Here is a 21,069-nt window from a genome sequence, read left to right on the forward strand (position 1 = left end):
GTGGCTTTGATGCAACACTTTAAAGGGGGAGAGGAAATGAAAGCGGGGAAACGGAATTTTGCTTTATCTTTTATGCTCCTTTTGGTTCTGTTGTTCACGAGTGCCTGTAGCGGCTCAGGAACGGAGAAGTCAGGTGGAACCGAAGGAAAAGTCGGAAAAGAAGAACAAACGAACACGATACCAATCAAGATCGGGGTTTTGGCATCGCAAACAGGCGGATTGGAGGCTTATGGCAAGCAAACACTGCGCGGGTTTGAGCTTGGTCTGGAATATGCTACTGACGGAACCAGTGAAGTAGCCGGCCGAAAAATTGAATTCATCGTCGAGGATACAGAAACGAAACCAGAGGTAGCTGTTCAGAAAGCGACCAAGCTGCTGGAAGAGGATGAAGTAGATTTTCTTGTTGGTTCATCAAGCTCTGGGGACACACTAGCTGTTCTGCCGTTAGCTGAGGAATATGAAAAGATCATGATTGTAGAACCTGCTGTTGCGGACAGTATTACCGGTTCTGAATTCAATGAATATATTTTCCGCACAGCGCGAAATTCTTCACAGGATGCAGTAGCGGGTGCTGCGGCAATTGCTAAGAAAGGCGTAAAAATCGCCACGCTGGCACCTGATTATTCTTTTGGACGTGATGGTGTTTCTGCATTTAAAGAAGCTGCTGAAAAACTAGGCGCTGAAATCATTCATGAAGAATACGCAGACCCGGCCGCGACTGACTTCACTTCGAACATCCAGAAAATCATCGACCAGAAACCGGATTATTTATTCGTCGTTTGGGCTGGCGCAAACTCACCGTGGAACCAGATTGCAGACATGAAGGTCCAGGAGAAAGGCATCAAAATTTCTACCGGTGCTCCTGACATCGCTGCACTGGCAACGATGGAGCCGCTGATTGGCATGGAAGGTTTCACAGTTTACTATCATGATCTTCCCCAAAATGACATCAATAAATGGCTAGTGGACGAACATAAAAAACGCTTTAATGGCGAACTGCCTGATCTGTTCACACCAGGAGGCATGACGGCTGCGATGGCCATCGTAGAAGCATTAAAGAAAACCGAAGGTGACGCGGACGCCAAGAAACTAATCAAAACCATGGAGGGCATGAGTTTCGAAACTCCGAAAGGCAAGATGATCTTCCGGGAAGAGGACCATCAGGCACTCCAGGCATTATATGCGATCAAGCTGGAGAAAAAGGCTGGAGTAAACTATCCAGTTCCAGTCCTGATTCGTGAACTGTCACCGGAAGAAACCGCTCCTCCGGTACGTAACTAATTAGAAAAGCGGAAGCGCCTTGGTCATCCCCGACAAGCGCTGGAGGGCCGACCAGTGAAGTCGCTTTTTGACTTCATTGGGCGGACCGAAGCGTCTCGAGGGGATAGGCGCTGGAGCTGGACAATTCTTGAAGTGAATTTTACACTTTCGATTTTAAAAGTAACATAAAGAACTTCGGTAAATCTGCCGAAGTTCATTATGCTTTTACTCCAAATTAAGGTGGTGAATGAATCATGACGGCAATTCTCGAAACAAAAAATCTCAGCATAATATTTGGCGGACATACCGCGGTGGACGCTGTCAGCATCTCGGTACCCCCTAACCATTTTAAATCGATCATTGGGCCAAACGGTGCAGGCAAGACGACTTTTTTTAACCTGTTAAGCGGTCAGCTTACTCCGACTGAAGGACAGGTATTCTTTAAGGGCAAGGAGATTACGAAGCTGTCTCCGACAAAAAGGACGAGAGCCGGAATCGGGCGTTCCTTCCAGATCACCAATGTCTTTCCAAACCTGACGGTGATCGAAAATGTCCGTCTTGCGGTCCAGTCACATGCGGGAATCCGCTATCAAATGTTTAAACACTTCCGGTCCTATAAAAATTCGAGGAACAGGCAGAGGAGTGGCTGAAGCTTGTGCTGCTGGATGACAGAAAAGATGCACTTGCGATGAATCTTGCCCATGGCGAGAAAAGAAAACTTGAAATCGCGATGCTGCTCGCCTTGAACACAGAAGTGCTCCTGCTTGATGAACCGACAGCAGGAATGTCACTGGAAGAAGTGCCCGCGATTCTTGACGTAATCCGAAAAATCAAACAGCGGGGCGACAGGACGATTGTGTTGATTGAGCACAAAATGGATATGATCATGGACCTTTCTGATACAATCATGGTTTTATTCAACGGCGCCTTGCTTGCTGATGGCACTCCGGAAGAAATCATGAAAAATGAGACAGTCCAGTCTGCATATTTGGGAGGGTTGCACCGTGAGCACGCTGCTAAAGCTTGATCAAATACAAACATTCATCGGCCAGTACCATATCCTACAAGGAGTGTCTTTTGAGGTGCCGAAAGGGGAAGTAACGGTACTACTCGGACGGAATGGTGCCGGGAAGACAACGACGCTCAGGACCATCATGGGCTTGAATCCGGCTGCCAAAGGATCTGTTTTATTGAAAGGGGAGGAAATCAAAAGCCTGCCAACCTACACAATCGCCAATAAAGGGATCGGTTATGTGCCGGAAGATCAGGGGATTTTTGCGGACCTGACCGTCGAAGAGAACATCAAGGTAGCAGTCAAAAAAGAAAATGATGAGACCAGACAACGGCTTGACTGGATACTGAATCTGTTCCCAGACTTGAAAAAGTTTTGGAACAAGCCAGGCGGACTGCTGAGTGGAGGGCAAAAACAAATGCTGTCGATTGCCAGGGCCTATGTCAATGACAACGAACTGCTGCTGATTGACGAACCAAGCAAGGGCCTGGCCCCGATAGTCGTCGAGAAGGTCATGGAATCGATCTTGCAAATGAAAGAAAAAACGACGATCATCCTCGTGGAGCAGAATTTCATGATGGCGAGCACGATCGGAGACAGCTTCTACATTATTGATGATGGCAGGACGGTTTCGAACGGTTCAATGAATATCCTGCGGGAGGATGAAGAAATGAGAAGGAAGTATCTCGGGATTGCTTGAGAAAGGGGGAAACAAGTGTGGACGTTTTGATTAACCTGAGCCTTAACGGGCTTGCCACAGGAATGCTGATTTTCCTTCTGGCAGCCGGTCTCACTTTAATTTTTGGGTTGATGGATGTGCTTAACTTTGCTCACGGTGGCTTGTTTGCCTGGGGAGCCTATAGCGGGATTTGGGTTTATACCTCGACAGGCAGCTTTTTTGCCGGGATCATCGGTGCCATTCTTACAGGGATGATTCTCGGAATCGTTACGGAACGATGGATTATCAAGCCGGTACACGGCAACCACGTACAGCAAATTTTGATCACGCTCGGCTTGATGCTTGTTTTATCTGAAATGCTAAAAGTCGTCTGGGGACCAAACCAGATTTCAGCAAAGACGCCTGATTATCTGTCGGGGAGCTGGGAGTTTGGCGGAATCATCATCATCAAATACCGTGTTTTTATTATTGCCGTCGGGTTCGCAGTATTCCTTGCCGTCCAATATTTGCTGAAAAAGACAAAGATCGGTCTTGTTGTCCGTGCGGGTGTCATGAACAAAGAAATGGTCCAGTCGCTTGGGATCAACATTCAGAAGGTATTCATGTTTGTATTCATGGTCGGGGCGGGGATGGCGTCACTCGGTGGAATGCTGCTCGGTCCGTATTCCGGCGTGATTTATGCTGATATGGGTATGGAATTTGCCATCCTTGCATTCATCGTTGTCGTCATCGGCGGTATGGGCAGCTTTACTGGCTCGGTGATGGCCGCTGTGTTAGTTGGTTTGTCAGGTTCCTTCATGGCTTATTATATACCGGATCTGGCACTTGCTGCGAACATGCTGCTGATGGCAGTCGTATTGATTTTCAGGCCTCATGGCTTGTTCGGGGCAAAGGGGTGAAGCAGGGATGACAAGAATATTTACAGATCGCATGAACATTATCTATTTACTTGTTGCTGCATTTTTAGCTGTTTTCCCTTTTATTTATGATTCAAGAAGCATGCTCATTTTGTTCTCGCAGGTATTCATTTTTGCTGTGCTTGCGATGAGCTACGACATCCTGCTTGGATACACTGGTATCGTTTCCTTCGGACATGCGATGTTCTTCGGGATCGGTGCTTACACGGTTGGTATCTTTATGAAAAGATTTGAACCGGAAACGAGCTATTTTTTGCTGGCCGTATTGGTCACGATTTTCCTGACAGCGGTTGTCAGTTATTTCGTCGGCCTGCTCACGCTCAGGCTGAAAAGCCATTATTACGCAATGTTGACGATGGCCTTTGCCGGGCTGTTTCTCGTGCTTGCTGAAAAATGGCGGACCGTCACCTATGGCAATGATGGATTCACCTTTCGGGTTCCGGACTTTTTAAAGGACAGGACAGATTTTTACCTGCTTTGCCTTGGTTCCATGGTGATTGTGTTCATGTTACTGAAACGGTTTACGAACTCACCGCTCGGAAAAGTGCTTCAAGCCATCCGGGAAAATGAACAAAGGACAGAGTCACTTGGATACAGTGTTCTGCAGTATAAAGTCATTGCAAGTATAGTGTCCGGAGTGATTGCTGGGATCGCCGGAATTTTGTATGCTGTCTCGCTTAGGTTTGTCAATACGAGTGTATTTACGATGGATATCACCCTTGATGCCTTGTTGATGACGATCATCGGTGGAGTCGGAACGCTTGTAGGTGCAATCATCGGCGCCGGGATCATCGAATTCTCTCATCACTGGTTGACAGAATTGGCAAAAGTCCACTGGATTTTTGAAAGATGGATCATCTTCTTTGGAATCATTTATATTCTTGCTGTCATGTTCTTCCCGATGGGCATTGTCGGATCTATAAAGAAATGGAAATTCAGCAGGAAGAAGAAAATACCTGCGCCGGTACATTTTGATACCATCAATCAGGGCAAGTCATGATGGGAGTACAGCAAGTCACTTCATTCGTACTCCGCTTTCAACTTGCAGACATGGAAAACGAAACCGGCAAAAAATATTGGCGGGTTAAGGTCACTCATGTGCAGGAGGAAAAAGAAGCTTTGTTTCCATCAATCGATGAAGCAATGGCCTATATCAAGGGAATTGTGGAAGAGTGCTAGTTTTCTTACAAGGGGGATGAATAGGTGCAAATCGGGATTGTCAGCACAGGAATCTATCTTCCGGAATCGTATATAACAGGCGCGGAAATTGCCCGGGCAGCTGGAATTCCGGAACTGGTTGTGGAAGAAAAAATGGGGATCAAGAAAAAGTCTGTTCCCGGACCGGAAGATCATACGTGTGAGATGGGAATCAAGGCGGCAAGGAAGGCAATTGAAAAAGCGAATATGGATCCGCTGGAGATCGACTTGGTGATCTATATTGGAGAGGAATACAAGGAGTATTTATTATGGACTGCCGGAATCAAGCTTCAGGAAGAAATCGGCGCTTATAATGCCTGGGCATTTGATACCGCATTGCGTTGCGGTACGACAGTTATGGCATTGAAGCTCGCCAGGGGAATGATGCTGTCAGATCCTAATATAAAAACAGTATTGCTGGCAGGTGGCTATCGGAACGGGGATTTCATTGATTATCAGAATCCAAGAACCCGATTCATGTACAATCTCGGTGCCGGTGGCGGGGCGATTTTACTGAAAAAGGGCCATTCGGAAAACCTGTTGCTCGAAACCGAAATGATCACGGACGGGTCTTTTTCCGAGGATGTTGTGGTGGTTGCCGGGGGGACAAAGAATCCGATTTCAGCAGAAAATCTGGAGCGGGGACTGTATCAGCTTGATGTTTTGGATCCTCAGGGAATGAAAGACAGACTGGAGAAGAAATCGATGGCAAACTTCCTGAAAGTCATCCGCCGATCTGTCGAAAAAAGCGGTTTTTCAGAAAGAGATATTTCATACGTGGGAATGCTGCATATGAAACGTTCCGCACATGAGTTTGTATTACAGCAATTAGGACTAGGTGAATCAAATTCTATTTATCTCGAAGACTATGGCCACATCGGCCAGGTTGACCAAATCCTGTCGCTAGAACTGGCGGAAAATGCCGGAAAGTTGAAGGACGGGGATGTTGCCGTCTTAGTCAGTGCCGGGATTGGCTACGCTTGGGGAGCAACAACAATACGCTGGGGAAAGGGTGAAGTTTGAATGGAGAAAATGGCTGTTAAGTTGAAAAGGGTTGATTTGCCAAACGGCGAAAGCGTTGCTTATCGGGAACGGGACGGCGGCGTGAAAAATGTCCTGTTGATTCACGGAAATATGACATCGTCCAAGCATTGGGATGTGCTGATGGATCAAATGGGACCGGAGTATAAACTATATGCGATGGATTTAAGAGGATTTGGCGGCTCCAGTTATCGTAAGCCAATCACGTCAATCAAGGATTTTTCCGATGAAGTAAAGCTGTTTGTCGACGAGATCGGACTGAAGAATTTTGCACTTGTTGGCTGGTCGACTGGCGGGGCGGTAGGTATGCAGTTTGCCGCTGATTACCCGGGCTTCTGTGAAAAACTCGTGCTGCTCGCGTCTGCCTCAACAAGAGGCTATCCCTTCTTCGGCACGAGTGCAGAAGGCTTGCCTGATCTGAACAATCGTCTTGTTACTTATGAGGAGGTTAAGGCAGACACTGGAAAAACGATTGCAGTCCAGACAGCAAACGATGAGCAGAATAGACAATTTTTAAAGGCAATGTGGAATATGTTGATTTATACCGAGCGTCAGCCGGAAGCAGCTCATTATGATGAGTATGTCGATGATATGCTGACACAGCGAAATCTGGCAGAGGTATATCATTCTCTCAATAGATTTAATATTAGTGGCGTAGATAATGGTTTAGGAATAGGGACAGATCAGGTGAAGGACATTCAGATTCCCGTCCTCGTCCTCCGCGGTGACCGCGATCAAGTTGTCACAAGCAGGATGACAGAGGAGGTAGTGGAGGACTTTGCAGGACGTGCAAAATTTGCAGCGTTGAAGAATTGCGGCCATTCCCCGCTTGTGGATGACCTAGACCAGCTGTTAAAGCATATCGAGGGATTTTTAGCGGATTAGGAAGGTATTTTTAAAGTAGCGATCATTCCCAGAATTTACTAACCTGGAGTAAATTCGAGCCGTCCGGCAATAAATTTCTCCTAACCGTTGATAAAATCGTCCTAACCGTCGATAAAACCGTCTCAACCGTCGATAAAATCGTCCTAACCGTCGATAAAATCATCTCAACCGTTGATATAACCTCTTCAACCGGCAGAAAGTCATCGAACTGGCATTTATATCAATCCAATTGCTATGCAAACTTCCATATCTCACTAATATGAGCCAAAATATCTTAGGAAATTTTTTCATAATAGCTTTTACATGCACCACACCAATAATTAATGGTTAACTTCTCTCTAAAAGTGGTAAATGGCATTAAAAAGAATGAGGTGCTGCATATGGAAGAGCAAAAACAAAAGTATTACTTTAATATCGAGAGCGGCGAGGTGCTGGAAAAGCCTGCAGATCCGGATGGCCATTTCTTTACTTTGTTTGCAACAGGAGGAGAAATGGAGGAACTGCGTGCGTATTTAGAAGAAAACTATCAAGCAGATTGGGCGGCATACGGCGAGTCCCATCTGCACCCTTTCCAGAACCAGGAACGGGAGCATGCAGAATTTGACAAGGCTTTGAAGGAGATTTATAGACGGATTTACAAATTGGGCGATGCAGAGGCAAAGAATCATGTGCGAAATATGGGCATCTTGTCAGAAGAAGAGTTAATTAAATAAGCAATCCGAACACCATGGCCAGTCAGGCTGTGGTGTTTTTTTGCACTCGATGTAACTATCCTGTAACTCCTAATCTATAAAATAAAACCCATCACATCGAGAGGGAGAGATTGCGGTGAGGTGGGAGCTCGATTGGTTTGAATCAAGAGCACGACTGACGCCGAACGCTGCAGCGATTGCCGATGCCAGTACAGGTCAGGAATGGTCGTTCAGAGAAGTAAATGAACGAGCCAAGGCAGTTGCGGCATGGCTGCAGGAGAAGGGTGTCGAAAAAGGCGACAGGATTGCACTACTTGCGCCAAATGAAATCAGTTATTTCGATTTATTGTTCGCCTGCGGAAAAATTGGTGCAATTTTTGTGCCATTAAACTGGAGGCTATCCATTGCTGAATTAACCTTTATTATTCAAGACAGTGAACCAAAGCTTCTAGCATTCCATTCAAAATTCACAAAAGAAGTTACGATGGTCTGGAATCAAGCCAGCGAGTGCTTCCAAATCAATGGTTCAAACTATCAGGATTTGATTACTAGCCAGAAGCCAATCCAACCTGTCGATCTCGATGAAGAAGATCCGCTGGCAATGATTTATACCGGGGGGACGACCGGGAAGCCAAAAGGTGCTGTTCTGTCCCACCGAGCGATCACCTGGAACAGTATTTCGACTATCGCAAGCTGGAACCTGACTGAAAAGGACAAGACAATCACCTATTTACCTTTATTTCACACAGGCGGGCTGAACGCCCTATCGGTCCCAATCCTGATGGTAGGAGGGACGGTCGTACTGGCGGATGACTTTACCCCCAAAAAAGCAATGAAACATTTAATCAGATACAAATGTACGATCATCCTGCTTGTACCGACAATGCACCACATGCTGGTAAAATCTGCAGAGTTCCAGCAAACGGAATTCATGGATAGGAAATTATTTTTATCTGGCGGTGCCCCATGCCCGTTGGATATCTATGAGGCATACCAACAAAAAGGCCTGATTTTCAAAGAGGGATACGGCTTGACAGAGGCTGGTCCGAATAATTTTTTCATTGACCCTTCAGATGCGGATGTAAAAAGAGGTTCGGTCGGCAAACCGATGTTATTTACCACCATCAAAATCCTTGGAGAAGATGGAAGCGAAGCGCCCCCAGGAGAAATCGGTGAATTGGCAATCAAAGGCAAGCATGCCTTCTCGTATTATTGGAACAATGACAGGGCGACTGAAAATGCCTGGAAGGACGGATGGCTTCACACCGGCGATCTTGCCAGACAGGACGAAGAAGGATATTTCTATATCGTCGGCAGAAAAAAGGAAATGATCATCACAGGCGGAGAAAACGTCTATCCCTTGGAAATCGAGCATTGGCTCAGCTCCCATCCTTCCATCAGAGAGGCGGCCGTAGTCGGTGTTCACGATGAAAAATGGGGGGAAGCCGTGACGGCATTCCTTGTCCTTGAAAGAGATGCCATTTTAAGCGGAGAGGAAGTTAAGGAATATTGCCGAAAAAAGCTCGCTGGCTATAAAGTGCCGAAACAAATCCAGTTTATTGACCAGATGCCAAAAACGCATGTCGGAAAAATCGACAAAAAACAGTTAAAGGAATTAGCAGCTAAAAATCAAAATCCAGTCAGTTAAGAATAGAGGTGGAAGTGCCCGCATAAGGGTATCATTCCGCACGAGAGATGCCCTTATAGAGGTGAAAACGCCCGCATAAGGGTATCATTCCGCACGAGAGATGCCCTTATAGAGGTAGAAATGCCCGCATAAGGGTATCATTCCGCACGAAAGATGCCCTTATGGAGGTGGAAGTGCCCGCATAAGGGTATCTTTCCGCACGAAAGATGCCCTTACGGCAGTTATTTTAGTAAAAAAATCACGAGACATATAAAATTCGGGAATGGTGATTTATTTTTGCACTCGACTCGACTCCTGCGGGATTAGCGATCAAGGTGAGACCCCGCAGTTACGACCTTATTTCTTGGAGAGTTAATTCCAATTTCCCCCTATGGAAATGCACAAAAAGATATTAAAGAAGAATAAGACCGCCAATAAAAACATGATGGCCTGAAACGATAAAACAGCGGCGACTGGGGGAGCGAGACTTGCACCGATTAGAAGAATAAATGAATAGAGCGACAGTGCTTTCGACCGCTGGCTGTTGCCGTAGAACCCGATCTGAGTAATGACGGTAGGGATGACTAGTGAGATGGATGAAACAAAAAAGATGGAGAATATGATTAAGGCAGTGGTTGTGTGCAGGAAGATCAAGGCGAACGCACTAGTTGCACCGATTACCAGGCCGAAACTCATCGTTCTCAGTGCGCCCCATCTGTCCATCAAAGTGCCGGTGAAAAGGGACAGGACGGCACCGATCAATCCTACCAGGCGGATCAGCAGCATATCAGATGCAGGTCCGGCAAAAAAACGGCCGATGGCGTCATAAAAGGCGATAATTGCAAACAGGAGTGAAAACGTAGTCAAGTAACACTTCATCAATCGAGGCTCTTTTATTAGTTGGGAAAATACGGTACCCAACGGTTTTCGCTCGAATGGCTGTACCGTATATTCTTTCAGCAGGAAAAAGGCGAAAGAAAACAGAATGAAATAAATAACAGCAAAGAAATAGAAGACGGCATTCCAGGAAAAACGTTCGGTCAGGAAGTTGCTTGTGACCTGGCCGAAGATGCCGGCAACCAAAAAGCCAGTGTTGATCAAGACAACAAGGAGGGTTCGTTGCCGTGCCGGAAACAGGTCATAGGAATAGGCAAATGCAACCGAAGCAAAAGTAGCAAGTGTCAATCCCTGAAAAGCACGAGTAATCCACAAACTGAAGGAACCAGCCGAAAACCCGACAGCACAAGTTGCAACAGCAGATGCCAGCAAGCCGAAAACGAGAATCTTGCGACGACCGATGTAATCCGATACTGGACCAAAAGAGAGCAAACCGCAGGCATAAAAAAAGGTAAATAATCCACCGGCAAGGACAACATGTGACTCAGCAATCCCCAAGTTCTCCGATAGTACAGAATAAATAGGAATCAATGTATAGATATTGCTGGCAACCATGATAGCGCACAGCGTCAGGAGGAGGGAAGTTTTTTGAAAAAAGCTTAACGATTTCATCTTTATCACCTGCCATCTGCAATATATGCAGACACCCAGTCGATTGATGGTTGTTCCACATGAACGATGGGAAAAATTAACGGGCTCTTTGCTTCCAAATCAGACTGTAAAACAGGTATAATGATAACCATACAGAACAATTGTTTGGCCAGTAAAAGGCGCATGGGTGAGAAGCGTCTTTTTCTTGTATTTTACTAGAAGAAAGGGGAGATAAAATGTCAGTACGTTTAGTACTAGGGCGTTCGGGCAGCGGGAAAACCGAGCGGGTCTTGCAGGAAATCAAGGATAGGCTTGTTTCGGACCCGCAGGGGGATCCGGTTGTCTATCTTGTCCCGGAACAAATGTCTTTCCTGTCAGAATACAGATTGTCCACAGATCCTGATCTTGGTGGAATGATCAGAGCGCAGGTGTTTAGCTTTCCTCGTCTGGCGTGGAGGGTGCTTCAGGAAACAGGTGGATACACCCGCCAGCATTTGGACAGCGTGGGGATCAGTATGGTAATCCGTAAAATCATTGAAGATAAAAAAGAAGATCTAAAGATTTTTCAGAAGGCTGCAGAGAAAAATGGTTTTGTCCAGCAGATGGAGCAAATGCTGATCGAGTTCAAACGTTATGCAGTCAATCCACAAGAGTTGGTCGGAAAAATGGCTGAAGGCACAGAAGGAAATAAGGCACTGCATGATAAGATCCACGACTTGGAGCTCATTTATCGTCAGTTTGAGGATGAATTATTTGGCAAATATATAGATTCTGAGGATTATTTCAAGCTGCTTGCCGAAAAAATCCCGGCATCTGGCTACCTGAAAAATGCGGAAGTATATATTGACGGTTTTTACAGCTTCACACCCCTGGAATTGAAGATCATCGACCAGCTGATAGCCTCCTCCAAAAGAGTAACGATCGTACTGCCGGTCGACGGGGACTACAAGCATGAATGGCCTGATGAACTTCATTTATTCAGATTAACGGGAGAGACTTGCAAAACGCTCTTTGACATGATCCGATCTAAAGGATATGAACTGGAAGAAAGCATCGTGCTGACTGAACAGCGACGCTGGCATGATGAGTCTTTGAAGTATCTGGAAAGGGAATTTGACTCAAGGCCTGCTATTCCGTATTCAGGTGAGGCGTCGATTCATATCGCACAGGCGGCAAACAGACGTGCCGAGCTTGAAGGAGTTGCCAGAAAGATCATCGGCCTGGTAAGAGATCATGGATACCGCTACCGCGATATTGCTGTTCTGATGAGGGGAAGCGAATACCGCGAAGTACTGGAAACTATTTTTAAAGATTATCGACTGCCATTTTTTATAGATCAGAAACGGAATATGCTTCACCATCCGTTGATCGAGCTTGTCCGTTCAAGCCTGGAGACGGTTCTAGGGAACTGGCGCTACGAGCCAATTTTCCGCGCGGTAAAGACAGATTTGCTGTTCCCGGTGGGGGTAGATCTGAATAGAATGCGGGAACAGATGGATGTTCTGGAGAATTATGTGCTTGCATATGGAATCCAAGGGGATAAATGGTTGAAAAAAGATCGCTGGAGTTATCGGCGAATTCGCGGACTCGAGTATGACGGTGTTGTTCAGACGGATGCTGAGAAGAAGTCTGAACAGGAACTGAATCAGCTGAAGCAGGTAATTACTGCTCCGCTTATGCGGATGGCACGCCGCTTGAAGCGGGCAGACACGGGTAGAAAGCTTGCTGAAGCGATCTATCTGTTCCTCGAAGAACTAGATATTCCTGCGAAACTCGAGTCATGGAGAATAGCAGCCGAGCAAGAAGGAAGGCTGATAGCGGCAAGGGAACATGAGCAAGCTTGGAATGCCATGGTCAATCTCCTTGATCAGTTCGTCGAAATACTTGGTGACAGCAAGGTGGCATCGAAGCAATTCGTGTCGATCCTTGATGCTGGTTTTGAGTCACTCAAATTTTCCTTGATTCCTCCGGCTATCGACCAGGTACTAGTTGCCGACATAGAAAAAACAAGGCTTGCTGATGTGAAGATTGCTTTTGTCATTGGCGTGAACGAAGGGATTCTTCCTGCGAAGATAACCGAGGAAGGGATCTTTGCAGATGATGACCGTGAGCTTTTGCAATCAAGAGGCCTAAAGCTTGCTCCGAGCAGTCGTACAAAGCTGCTGGATGAGAATTTTACGGCCTATAAAGCTTTCGTGACGCCTTCTGAGCAGCTTTACATCAGTTATCCGATTGCCAATGAAGAGGGAAAAGCTCTGATGCCTTCGTCCTTTATTAAGCGGATTTCGGATTTGTTTCCAGGTCACCAGGCTCATTACTTCCTGTCAGATCCGTCAGAATTACCGGAACCAGAGCAGCTTGAATATGCAGCTAGTGAAAATATTGCATTGTCCTATTTGACTTCCCAGCTTCAATTGAAGAAGCGCAATTATCCTGTCTATGATTTCTGGTGGGATGTGTACGATTATTATTTGAAGAATCACCGATGGGCAGATACGGCCAGGAATGTTCTTTCCAGCCTGTTTTATGAAAATAGGACAAAAAGGCTGCCGGAATCTGTCACGAAGGATTTATATGGCGATGAAATTCAGGCGAGTGTCTCGAGGATGGAACTATTCAATAGCTGCCCATTCTCACATTATGTCCAGCATGGGCTGAAGCTGCGGGACCGCCAAATATTCAGGCTGGAAGCTCCTGATATCGGTGATCTTTTCCACGCAGCACTGAAGGAAATTGCAGAAACAGTGATGGAGCAGAACTTGAGCTGGGCCCAGCTGACAAGGGCGCAGGCTGAAGAATTGGCAAGAGATGCTGTGCAAAAACTTGCTCCGAAACTTCAGAATGAAATCCTGCTGAGCTCGAACAGGCATCATTATATCAGGCAAAAGCTTCAGCACATTATCAGCCGCGCCTCGCTAGTGTTGAGTGAACATGCAAAAGTCAGCGGGTTCTCGCCAGTCGGTCTGGAGCTCGGCTTTGGACGCCAGGGGAAACTGCCGCCATTGGGATTCTCGCTTAAAAATGGCGTAAGGATGGAGCTGATGGGACGGATCGACCGGGTTGATAAAGCAGAGGATGATCAGGGAGTGTACTTGAGGGTGATCGATTACAAATCGAGCGTGAAGGATGTTAATTTGACAGAAGTTTATTATGGTGTAGCTCTTCAGATGCTCACCTATCTCGATATCATCATCACCCATTCACCGTTACTTGTCGGTAGGCAGGCAGATCCAGCAGGGGTACTGTATTTTCATGTGCACAACCCAATTGTTACTACTTCCAAAATGCTGACGCTCGAGGAAATCGAAGAGGAAATTCTCAAACGCTTTAAAATGAATGGATTGTTGCTAAACGAGGAACATGTCATCCGAATGATGGACAAGGGGCTCGATACGGGAAATTCACAGATTATCTCGGCAGGTTTCAAAAAGGATGGAAGTCTGCTGAAAAGCTCCAAAGTTGCAAGTCGTGAGGATTTTGACTACTTACGTAAATTTGTGCGCCATAAGTATGTGGAGACCGGAAATAGCATTGTCAGTGGAGTCGTTGATGTTGCTCCATACAAACTCAAGAATCGGGCGCCATGTACATTTTGCTCGTTCAAGCCGGTATGTCAGTTTGACCAGGCAATTGAATCAAATGACTTCAGGAAGCTTCCAGTCATTAAAAAGGAAGACCTGCTGCAGTCGTTGAAGCAGGATGAAAGCCTGAAGGGGGAAGATTTACTGACATTCGGTTCTGCTAGACTAGAAGAAAGGTCATCAATTGGAGAGGAGGAAGAGGACCTTGGCTAAAACGATTATACCGCCAATACCCGCTGGCGAGACTTGGACGGAAGATCAATGGAAGGCAATCATGTCCGAGGGAAAGGATATTCTTGTCGCCGCTGCTGCCGGATCCGGTAAAACGGCTGTCCTTGTCGAGCGGATTATCAAAAAAATCACTTCGGAGAACAATCTGATCAACGTCGATGAACTGTTGGTCGTTACGTTCACCAATGCTTCTGCCGCTGAAATGCGCCACAGAATTGGGGAAGCACTCGAAAAAGCAATCGGCAATCATGCTGATTCAGCACACTTGAAAAAGCAGCTGAGTCTATTAAATCGAGCGTCGATTTCAACGCTCCATTCCTTTTGCCTAGAAGTCATCAGAAAATATTATTATTTGATCGATATCGACCCTGGATTCAGGATCGCGGATGCAACTGAGGGCCAGCTCTTGCGCGATGAAGTGATCGAAGAACTTTTTGAAGAAGAATACGGAAAAGCAGATAATCAGCCATTTTTCCATCTCGTGGATGCATTCACGAATGACCGCAGCGATGAAGGGTTGAAGGAGATCATCGCTGACTTGTTTGATTTTGCGAGATCAAATCCTTCCCCTGATGCCTACCTCGATTCCATTGTCACTATGTACGATGCAGCAGGGTGCTCGGCGATCGAGGACTTGCCATTCATGAACGTGCTCACCGCGGATATTGAACTTCAGCTCTATGGAGCGAAACAGCTGCTTGAAAAAGCGCTCGAGCTCTCTAAAATGCCGGGCGGACCTGCACCAAGGGCTGTGAATTTCACTGAAGATCTTCATGTGATGGATACCTTGCTTGCTGCTAGTGAACAATCGTGGGGAGAACTGCATGAAGCGATTCAGCTTGCTGATTTTGGCAGGGCAAAGATATGTCGCGGCGATGAATACAACAAAGATCTCGTCGATAAAGCGGCCAAGCTTCGGGACCGGGCAAAGAAGATAGTCCAAGATTTGCGAAACGAACTGTTTTCCAGGAAGCCAGAAAGCTTCCTGAAGGATATGCAGGAAATGAGACCGCTGATCGCTGTGCTAATCGGCTTAGTGAAAGAATTTTCCCGCCGGTTTGCAGAAGTAAAGCAGGAGCGTGGCATCGTAGATTTTTCAGATCTGGAGCATTACACACTTGAGATACTAACTGCAAAAACTGAGGAGGAAAATGTATCGCCTGGAGTGCCTTCCGAAGCTGCACTGGCCTACCGCAATAAATTCAAGGAAGTGCTGGTGGATGAATACCAGGATGTAAACATGGTCCAGGAAGCGATTCTTCAGCTCGTCTCAATGGAAAGCGAAGCAGCCGGGAATCTGTTCATGGTCGGGGACATGAAGCAATCTATCTACAAATTTCGGCTTGCCGAACCAACCCTTTTCCTCGGAAAGTACAATAGGTTCACGGCTCATGGTGAAGGAACTGGCTTGAAAATTGATCTTGCCAAGAATTTCAGGAGCCGAAGCGAAGTACTGGATGGAACGAATTATTTATTCAAACAAATCATGGGCGCAACAGTCGGCGAAATTCATTACGATGATAATGCTGAGTTGAAGAAAGGGGCTCTTTATCCAGACGATGATTCCTTCCCGGTCGAACTGCTGTTGATTGATAGGGGAGAAGATACCTCGTCAGACTCTGATTCCTCAGCAGAGAATGAGGCTGCTGAGGCTGAATTCGACGCTGAAGATTTGGAACAGTCGCAGCTTGAAGCAAGGCTGATGGCGAAGCATATTAAGGATATGGTAGAAGAACGAAGAGGCGTGTACAATCCAAAAATGAAAACATCCAAGCCTATTCATTATCGCGATATTGTCATCCTTCTTCGCTCCATGACTTGGGCCCCTCAAATCATGGAAGAGTTCAAGCGGCAGGGGATCCCGATTTACGCGAATCTGTCTACCGGTTATTTTCAGGCGACAGAGGTAGCAGTCATGCTTTCTTTGCTGAAAGTAATCGACAATCCTTATCAGGATATCCCGCTTGCTGCGGTACTGAGGTCTCCGATTGTCGGCTTGGACGAAGAGGAACTGGCCATCATTCGAATCAGCCAGAAAAGAGGCTCGTTCTATGAGGCATTGACGGCATTTTGCCTAAACAGGCCAACATTGGAAAAGGAAGCCCTCCATGAAAAAACCAGTCGTTTCTTTGAAGCTTTGAAAAAATGGAGAACGGCCGCAAGACAAGGTTCCGTGTCGGATTTGATCTGGCAGCTCTACAGGGAGACAAGGTTCTTTGATTTTGCTGGCGGAATGCCAGGCGGAAAACAACGGCAGGCTAATCTTAGAGCACTTTATGATCGCGCCAGACAATATGAAGCAACCAGCTTCCGCGGCTTGTTCCGATTCTTGCGCTTTATTGAACGGATGAGAGAGCGCGGCGATGATCTTGGTGCTGCAAGGGCACTGGGAGAACAAGAGGACGTTGTTAGAATCATGACAATCCATAGCAGCAAGGGGCTGGAATTTCCAGTCGTTTTCGTCGCAGGGCTTGCCCGTAAGTTCAATACGATGGACTTGAAAAAATTCTACATGCTCGATAAGGAATTTGGCTTCGCAGCAAAGTACATCAATCCAGAGAAGCGAATCTCCTTTCCATCTCTCCCGCAGCTGGCATTTAAGCGAAAGCATAAGATGGAAATGCTTGCCGAAGAGATGCGCGTCCTCTATGTAGCCTTGACTCGTGCAAAAGAAAAGCTTTACCTGATCGGTTCTGTGAACGATGCAGTCAAGACGATCGGCAAGTGGCAGGACGAGGCAAGCCAATCGGACTGGCTCCTTGACGACTATGTGAGGGCATCTGCATCAGGCTATATCGACTGGATAGGGCCAGCTATCATCCGGCATAAAGATTGTGAGTCAATCAAGGGCAGCCAGGCAATCCTTCATCCTCAACTAGACGAAGAGATTCGCTGCCATCCATCCCGCTGGAAAATAGCAACGGTTAACGCAGAGGAAATCGTTTCATATGCGGATGAGAAATACAAAGAGCGCGATGTCCTGATGGACCTTGTAGCAGCTGGCCAAGCTGTAAATACGGGATCGAAATTGGCTGATAAGGTCCATGCACAGCTTTCATGGAAATACCCTTATAAGGAAGCTGCCAATTTCCGTTCGAAACAATCTGTAACCGAACTGAAGCGTAATCTTGACACAAGAGATGAGGAGAGCGGAACACAAATCGTCCACCAGTTTACGAAGCAAAACCTTAACAGGCCAAGGTTCATGCGGGAAAAAATGGTTACCCCAGCAGAGCGGGGAACCGCGATGCATATGGTCATGCAGCATCTTGATCTTTCCAGGCCGGTTACAGATGCAAGCCTTGTTTTACAGCTTGCACAAATGGTTGAGAAGGAGCTGCTGTTCCCTGAGCAGAAGGAAGCAGTTGATCAAAAATGGATTCTTGCCTTTTTCGATACCGAAATCGGCCAGCGGCTTCTCGAAGCAAACAATGTCCGCCGTGAGGTTCCCTTTTATCTCTCCTTGCCGGCAAAAGAGGTTTACCCTGATTGGCAGAGTGAAAATGAGCCAATTTTCATTCAGGGGGTCATCGACTGCATTTTCGAGGACGAAAAGGGAATCGTCCTGCTCGACTTTAAGACAGATGGCATCAACGACCGCTATAAAGGCGGTTTCGAACAGGCAAAACCGATTTTAAAAGAACGTTATCAGGTCCAGATCAGCCTGTATGCAAAAGCGATCCAACAATTATGGAAAAAGCCAGTTGAAGAGAAATATTTATATTTTTTCGATGGCGGCCATCTTTTGGAAATGGATCAACTCGGTTGAAGGGGATCTTTCCACCTGAAAGATGCCCTTATAGAGGTGAAAATGCTCGCATAAGGGTATCTTTCGTCCTGAGAGATGCCCTTATAGAGATGGAAATGCCCTTATAGAGGTGAAAATGCTCGCCTAAGGGGATCTTTCCACCTGAAAGATGCCCTTATAGAGGTGAAAATGCTCGCATAAGGGTATCTTTCGGCATTTGGATGCAATTTAGATACTAGTTCCAGTTTTTTCTTTTGTATAAAGAATAGTGTCATCCGTTCCAATCAACAGCCCGTTCATCAGCAAAACCAAAAAAGGACCGGGCGCAGTTTGCCCGGTTTTTCTTATGTTGACCCTTTTTTATTAGAACTTTACGCGAATCTGCAATCAATGTTAATTATTCCCTACAGTCGGCTGATCGATCAGGTTGGCATCGAGAACATTGCTGGCGCTTAGCCCATTATTAGTAACAATGAGACCGCCAGTGTTAAATCCACCCTGCCCAGCGACTGTCTTTGTATTGCTTTTAGGAGAGATGAACAGAGTGTCGCCAAACTGCACCGTTCCCCCGCCGACACTAAAGATTTGAACAGGCCCTATGATTGCTGGCATGAAAAACATCCTTTTCTGCTATTGTTATGGGCAATATGGACAACCAGTCAAGAGTATAAACCAACTTCATAGTCGCCCAAAAGTAAATATGAAGTGGCCAGATTTTTATTGGACATCAATCATTGCTGAATTTTCGTACGTGGCAACAGATGTCGAATGTGCTTTACTCTTGATTCCAGCAAAACATTGCAAGTATTCCCAAGATGAACAATCGATGAAGAAGATACCCCGGTGATGTCAATATTTCGAACCTTTAAAAAAGGGTGAATCGTATGAGTGTGACCTATGATTGTTTCCATTTCCGGTTGAAATGCTATTGGTTCTGAAAAAATTGGATAGGAAGAATATTCCCCTTCTGTACCAAAAAAAATTTCTGCCTCTCGCTGAACTGCAAGAGCATTGGAACGACCTTCGATGTGCTGGGAATCGCCAATTTGAAACACCGATGATAGGATAACAGAATCAATCTTTATCCGATCGACGGTGGCCATTCTTTTCATCGGCATCATCAAATTTTCGGGGAAAGTGGCACAAACGGCCCGACTATGAGGGATTCAGCCGGTGTATCAAATGTCGCAGCCAAATTGATGGTGTCTGCATCCCCGACCAGTAACAGAGAGGAGCTTGAAACACCGATAATCTTGATGTCACCAACACAAATATCCCGGTTATAGACTTGAAAGTTCATTCTGAATTCCCTTCCTTTACATGATCCGGCAGATTTTTCAGAAACAGGAATACCCCATTTTGGATTTCCTGCTTAAGAAGTTCAACTACCTGTTCCGATAATTCGGAGCTGATTTCAGGAGAATTTTGATTGGATGATCTCTCTTTTAAATGTGCTGAAACTCTGCCGGATAGTTGTTTTTTGATATCGTCTTTAATAAAAGTAAAATAGGAATCGTCGACCCTAATCCCCAGTTTCTCTTGTGCCTCACGATAAATACGTTCTAAATCTGTTTCGAGATATTGATGTAGGGCAGTTTCCATTTCGATCGTTCTTTTAAACAGCTGTTTTCCGGGATTTGGAACATTTACCGCCTTTTGATCAACCGAAAAATCATCGATTCCTTCTAAATCAGTCGGATTGAGGCCAATATTTAAAGTTCCTTCTAGCGTTTCTACTTTCAACTGGTCGAATTTGTACTCGATATTTCCAATTTGGACTGGTGGACGCTCCTTCAATACGGCAATGTCTTGCTTCAGCTCCAAAATCATCTTTTCCAGTCTCGCTATTTTTTTGTTTTGGTGCTCTACATATAAATGCATCTTTTTAACATATTCATAAAATTCAGCATTCAAATGAATCACCTCAATTCGACCAGTATTTTCCTACCATGAACGGGATACACCTGAAGTTAAAGGGACAGCAGGCGTCTCAAGTACGTTGTGTGAATCATCATCTGGTTCTTCCATCCCTGTGTAGATTTGCGAAGGATGCAGCGCTTCTGGAGCAGGCTCTACAAAACCGCCGGTATTATAAAGATTGGAAATAGACTTAATCATCCCGGTGCTTCCAATTTGCAAAACAGAAGAGTTGGTGATGCCTTCTACTTTTAAAAAGTTAATATTGATTGACTGTTGTATATAAAAATTCATCCGAATCACCCGCATTATGCGTTAAAATAGTTGCCTTGATCCATACCATCTTGATCATAGGTATTCGTTGCACTTTGATTATTGTATATAGTCAAGCCGTCACCGGTATTGAATGAGCCAGCTCCAGAAAAGGTTTTTGCATTGGAGATCGGGTTAATGCTGTAAACATCGCCAATGTGGAAGACGGCGCTGTTTCCGAGTGAGACGACCTGTGCGATTCCTACAATTGCTGGCATTAAGCAACACCCTTTAGTTAGATTTCTTTATTATCATATGTGCCCAGAGGAAGAATGTGATTAAAATGCCTATCAGTTTCAAAAAGGGTGGCATTTTTCAATTAAAAATTTTGTTATGCAACAGTACGAATGCTATATAACAGAAGGATAATATGGTAAAATATCTATATATATAGACGGAACTAAAGATTTTATAGTTTTAGACATAGGCGATTAACAATTTTCATAGGTTCTTTATTGATTTGTGTAATGAAGGTCTGGACA

At 45.7% G+C, this 21,069-nt stretch carries 18 protein-coding genes and 1 pseudogene; 12 read left to right on the plus strand and 7 right to left on the minus strand.

The window, feature by feature from the left end; all coding sequences use genetic code 11:
• Window positions 1-36: 36 nt before the first annotated feature.
• The 10 genes and pseudogenes from J2S25_RS16330 (at window position 37) to J2S25_RS16375 (ending at window position 9,331) form a co-directional block, all read left to right on the plus strand.
• A complete protein-coding gene (locus tag J2S25_RS16330; RefSeq protein WP_307192408.1) occupies window positions 37-1,281 on the plus strand; it encodes a substrate-binding domain-containing protein in 1,245 nt (414 codons plus the stop codon).
• 233 nt (window positions 1,282-1,514) lie between these two features.
• Window positions 1,515-2,287 (plus strand): annotated as a pseudogene (locus J2S25_RS16335) (ABC transporter ATP-binding protein).
• The gene (locus J2S25_RS16340) at window positions 2,265-2,972 is read left to right on the plus strand and encodes an ABC transporter ATP-binding protein (RefSeq protein ID WP_044395077.1); all 708 of its coding nucleotides are present in this window, start codon (window positions 2,265-2,267) and stop codon (window positions 2,970-2,972) included. Before J2S25_RS16335 ends, J2S25_RS16340 begins: the two are co-directional and overlap by 23 nt.
• Window positions 2,973-2,989: 17 nt before the next feature.
• On the plus strand, window positions 2,990-3,850 hold the full coding sequence (locus J2S25_RS16345) for a branched-chain amino acid ABC transporter permease (RefSeq protein WP_307192409.1): 861 nt from the start codon (window positions 2,990-2,992) through the stop codon (window positions 3,848-3,850).
• A 7-nt stretch (window positions 3,851-3,857) separates the two neighbouring features.
• The gene (locus tag J2S25_RS16350) at window positions 3,858-4,868 is read left to right on the plus strand and encodes a branched-chain amino acid ABC transporter permease (RefSeq protein WP_307192410.1); all 1,011 of its coding nucleotides are present in this window, start codon (window positions 3,858-3,860) and stop codon (window positions 4,866-4,868) included.
• A complete protein-coding gene (locus tag J2S25_RS16355) occupies window positions 4,865-5,047 on the plus strand; it encodes a hypothetical protein (RefSeq protein WP_128721562.1) in 183 nt (60 codons plus the stop codon). Before J2S25_RS16350 ends, J2S25_RS16355 begins: the two co-directional genes overlap by 4 nt.
• Before the next feature lie 24 nt (window positions 5,048-5,071).
• Window positions 5,072-6,088, plus strand: a complete 1,017-nt coding sequence (locus J2S25_RS16360; RefSeq protein WP_307192411.1) for a 3-oxoacyl-ACP synthase — start codon at window positions 5,072-5,074, stop codon at window positions 6,086-6,088.
• On the plus strand, window positions 6,089-6,991 hold the full coding sequence (gene phaZ / locus J2S25_RS16365) for an intracellular short-chain-length polyhydroxyalkanoate depolymerase (RefSeq protein WP_307192412.1): 903 nt from the start codon (window positions 6,089-6,091) through the stop codon (window positions 6,989-6,991).
• A 380-nt stretch (window positions 6,992-7,371) separates the two neighbouring features.
• Window positions 7,372-7,704 carry a hypothetical protein gene (locus J2S25_RS16370; RefSeq protein WP_044395092.1) on the plus strand — a complete coding sequence of 111 codons (333 nt, stop codon included), beginning with the start codon at window positions 7,372-7,374 and terminating at the stop codon, window positions 7,702-7,704.
• A 115-nt stretch (window positions 7,705-7,819) separates the two neighbouring features.
• On the plus strand, window positions 7,820-9,331 hold the full coding sequence (locus J2S25_RS16375; protein WP_307192413.1) for a class I adenylate-forming enzyme family protein: 1,512 nt from the start codon (window positions 7,820-7,822) through the stop codon (window positions 9,329-9,331).
• 351 nt (window positions 9,332-9,682) lie between these two features.
• Here the strand turns inward: J2S25_RS16375 and J2S25_RS16380 are convergent, their stop codons facing one another.
• Window positions 9,683-10,819 (minus strand): MFS transporter, encoded by a 1,137-nt coding sequence (locus tag J2S25_RS16380; RefSeq protein WP_307192414.1) that lies wholly within the window; start codon window positions 10,817-10,819, stop codon window positions 9,683-9,685.
• A gap of 215 nt (window positions 10,820-11,034) precedes the next feature.
• Here J2S25_RS16380 and addB point away from each other — a divergent pair, with 215 nt between their 5' ends.
• Both addB and addA read left to right on the plus strand, forming a co-directional pair.
• A complete protein-coding gene (addB, locus tag J2S25_RS16385; protein ID WP_044391384.1) occupies window positions 11,035-14,592 on the plus strand; it encodes a helicase-exonuclease AddAB subunit AddB in 3,558 nt (1,185 codons plus the stop codon).
• On the plus strand, window positions 14,585-18,379 hold the full coding sequence (gene addA, locus J2S25_RS16390) for a helicase-exonuclease AddAB subunit AddA (protein WP_307192415.1): 3,795 nt from the start codon (window positions 14,585-14,587) through the stop codon (window positions 18,377-18,379). Before addB ends, addA begins: the two co-directional genes overlap by 8 nt.
• A 372-nt stretch (window positions 18,380-18,751) precedes the next feature.
• On the opposite strand, the gene J2S25_RS16395 is transcribed toward addA, so the two are convergent.
• The 6 genes from J2S25_RS16395 to J2S25_RS16420 form a co-directional block, all read right to left on the minus strand.
• Window positions 18,752-18,970: a spore germination protein gene (locus J2S25_RS16395; RefSeq protein WP_044391380.1), complete on the minus strand. Its 219-nt coding sequence runs from the start codon at window positions 18,968-18,970 to the stop codon at window positions 18,752-18,754.
• A 119-nt stretch (window positions 18,971-19,089) separates the two neighbouring features.
• A complete protein-coding gene (locus tag J2S25_RS16400; RefSeq protein WP_044391395.1) occupies window positions 19,090-19,470 on the minus strand; it encodes a spore germination protein GerPE in 381 nt (126 codons plus the stop codon).
• A gap of 8 nt (window positions 19,471-19,478) precedes the next feature.
• Entirely contained in the window at window positions 19,479-19,658 is a 180-nt protein-coding gene (locus J2S25_RS16405; RefSeq protein WP_044391378.1) for a spore germination protein GerPD, read from the minus strand.
• On the minus strand, window positions 19,655-20,272 hold the full coding sequence (gene gerPC / locus J2S25_RS16410; RefSeq protein ID WP_044391376.1) for a spore germination protein GerPC: 618 nt from the start codon (window positions 20,270-20,272) through the stop codon (window positions 19,655-19,657). The genes J2S25_RS16405 and gerPC overlap by 4 nt, the downstream gene beginning before the upstream one ends.
• 30 nt (window positions 20,273-20,302) lie before the next feature.
• On the minus strand, window positions 20,303-20,569 hold the full coding sequence (locus J2S25_RS16415) for a spore germination protein GerPB (RefSeq protein ID WP_044391374.1): 267 nt from the start codon (window positions 20,567-20,569) through the stop codon (window positions 20,303-20,305).
• 14 nt (window positions 20,570-20,583) lie between these two features.
• Window positions 20,584-20,805, minus strand: coding sequence for a spore germination protein (locus tag J2S25_RS16420; protein ID WP_307192416.1), 222 nt, complete (start codon window positions 20,803-20,805; stop codon window positions 20,584-20,586).
• Window positions 20,806-21,069: the final 264 nt, after the last annotated feature.

Origin of the sequence: Mesobacillus stamsii (assembly GCF_030814065.1) — a bacterium.
In the GTDB taxonomy this organism is placed as follows: domain Bacteria; phylum Bacillota; class Bacilli; order Bacillales; family Cytobacillaceae; genus Mesobacillus; species Mesobacillus stamsii.

What these genes read in the sequence shown, in the direction of transcription:
- J2S25_RS16350 (WP_307192410.1), top strand. Translation starts at nt 3,858, where the DNA reads ATGACAAGAATATTTACAGATCGCATGAACATTATCTATTTACTTGTT.
- phaZ (WP_307192412.1), top strand. Translation starts at nt 6,089, where the DNA reads ATGGAGAAAATGGCTGTTAAGTTGAAAAGGGTTGATTTGCCAAACGGC.
- J2S25_RS16415 (WP_044391374.1), bottom strand. Translation starts at nt 20,569, where the DNA reads ATGAATTTTTATATACAACAGTCAATCAATATTAACTTTTTAAAAGTA.
- J2S25_RS16370 (WP_044395092.1), top strand. Translation starts at nt 7,372, where the DNA reads ATGGAAGAGCAAAAACAAAAGTATTACTTTAATATCGAGAGCGGCGAG.
- J2S25_RS16330 (WP_307192408.1), top strand. Translation starts at nt 37, where the DNA reads ATGAAAGCGGGGAAACGGAATTTTGCTTTATCTTTTATGCTCCTTTTG.
- addB (WP_044391384.1), top strand. Translation starts at nt 11,035, where the DNA reads ATGTCAGTACGTTTAGTACTAGGGCGTTCGGGCAGCGGGAAAACCGAG.
- J2S25_RS16420 (WP_307192416.1), bottom strand. Translation starts at nt 20,805, where the DNA reads ATGCCAGCAATTGTAGGAATCGCACAGGTCGTCTCACTCGGAAACAGC.
- J2S25_RS16355 (WP_128721562.1), top strand. Translation starts at nt 4,865, where the DNA reads ATGATGGGAGTACAGCAAGTCACTTCATTCGTACTCCGCTTTCAACTT.
- J2S25_RS16405 (WP_044391378.1), bottom strand. Translation starts at nt 19,658, where the DNA reads ATGAACTTTCAAGTCTATAACCGGGATATTTGTGTTGGTGACATCAAG.
- J2S25_RS16395 (WP_044391380.1), bottom strand. Translation starts at nt 18,970, where the DNA reads ATGCCAGCAATCATAGGGCCTGTTCAAATCTTTAGTGTCGGCGGGGGA.
- J2S25_RS16380 (WP_307192414.1), bottom strand. Translation starts at nt 10,819, where the DNA reads ATGAAATCGTTAAGCTTTTTTCAAAAAACTTCCCTCCTCCTGACGCTG.
- J2S25_RS16400 (WP_044391395.1), bottom strand. Translation starts at nt 19,470, where the DNA reads ATGAAAAGAATGGCCACCGTCGATCGGATAAAGATTGATTCTGTTATC.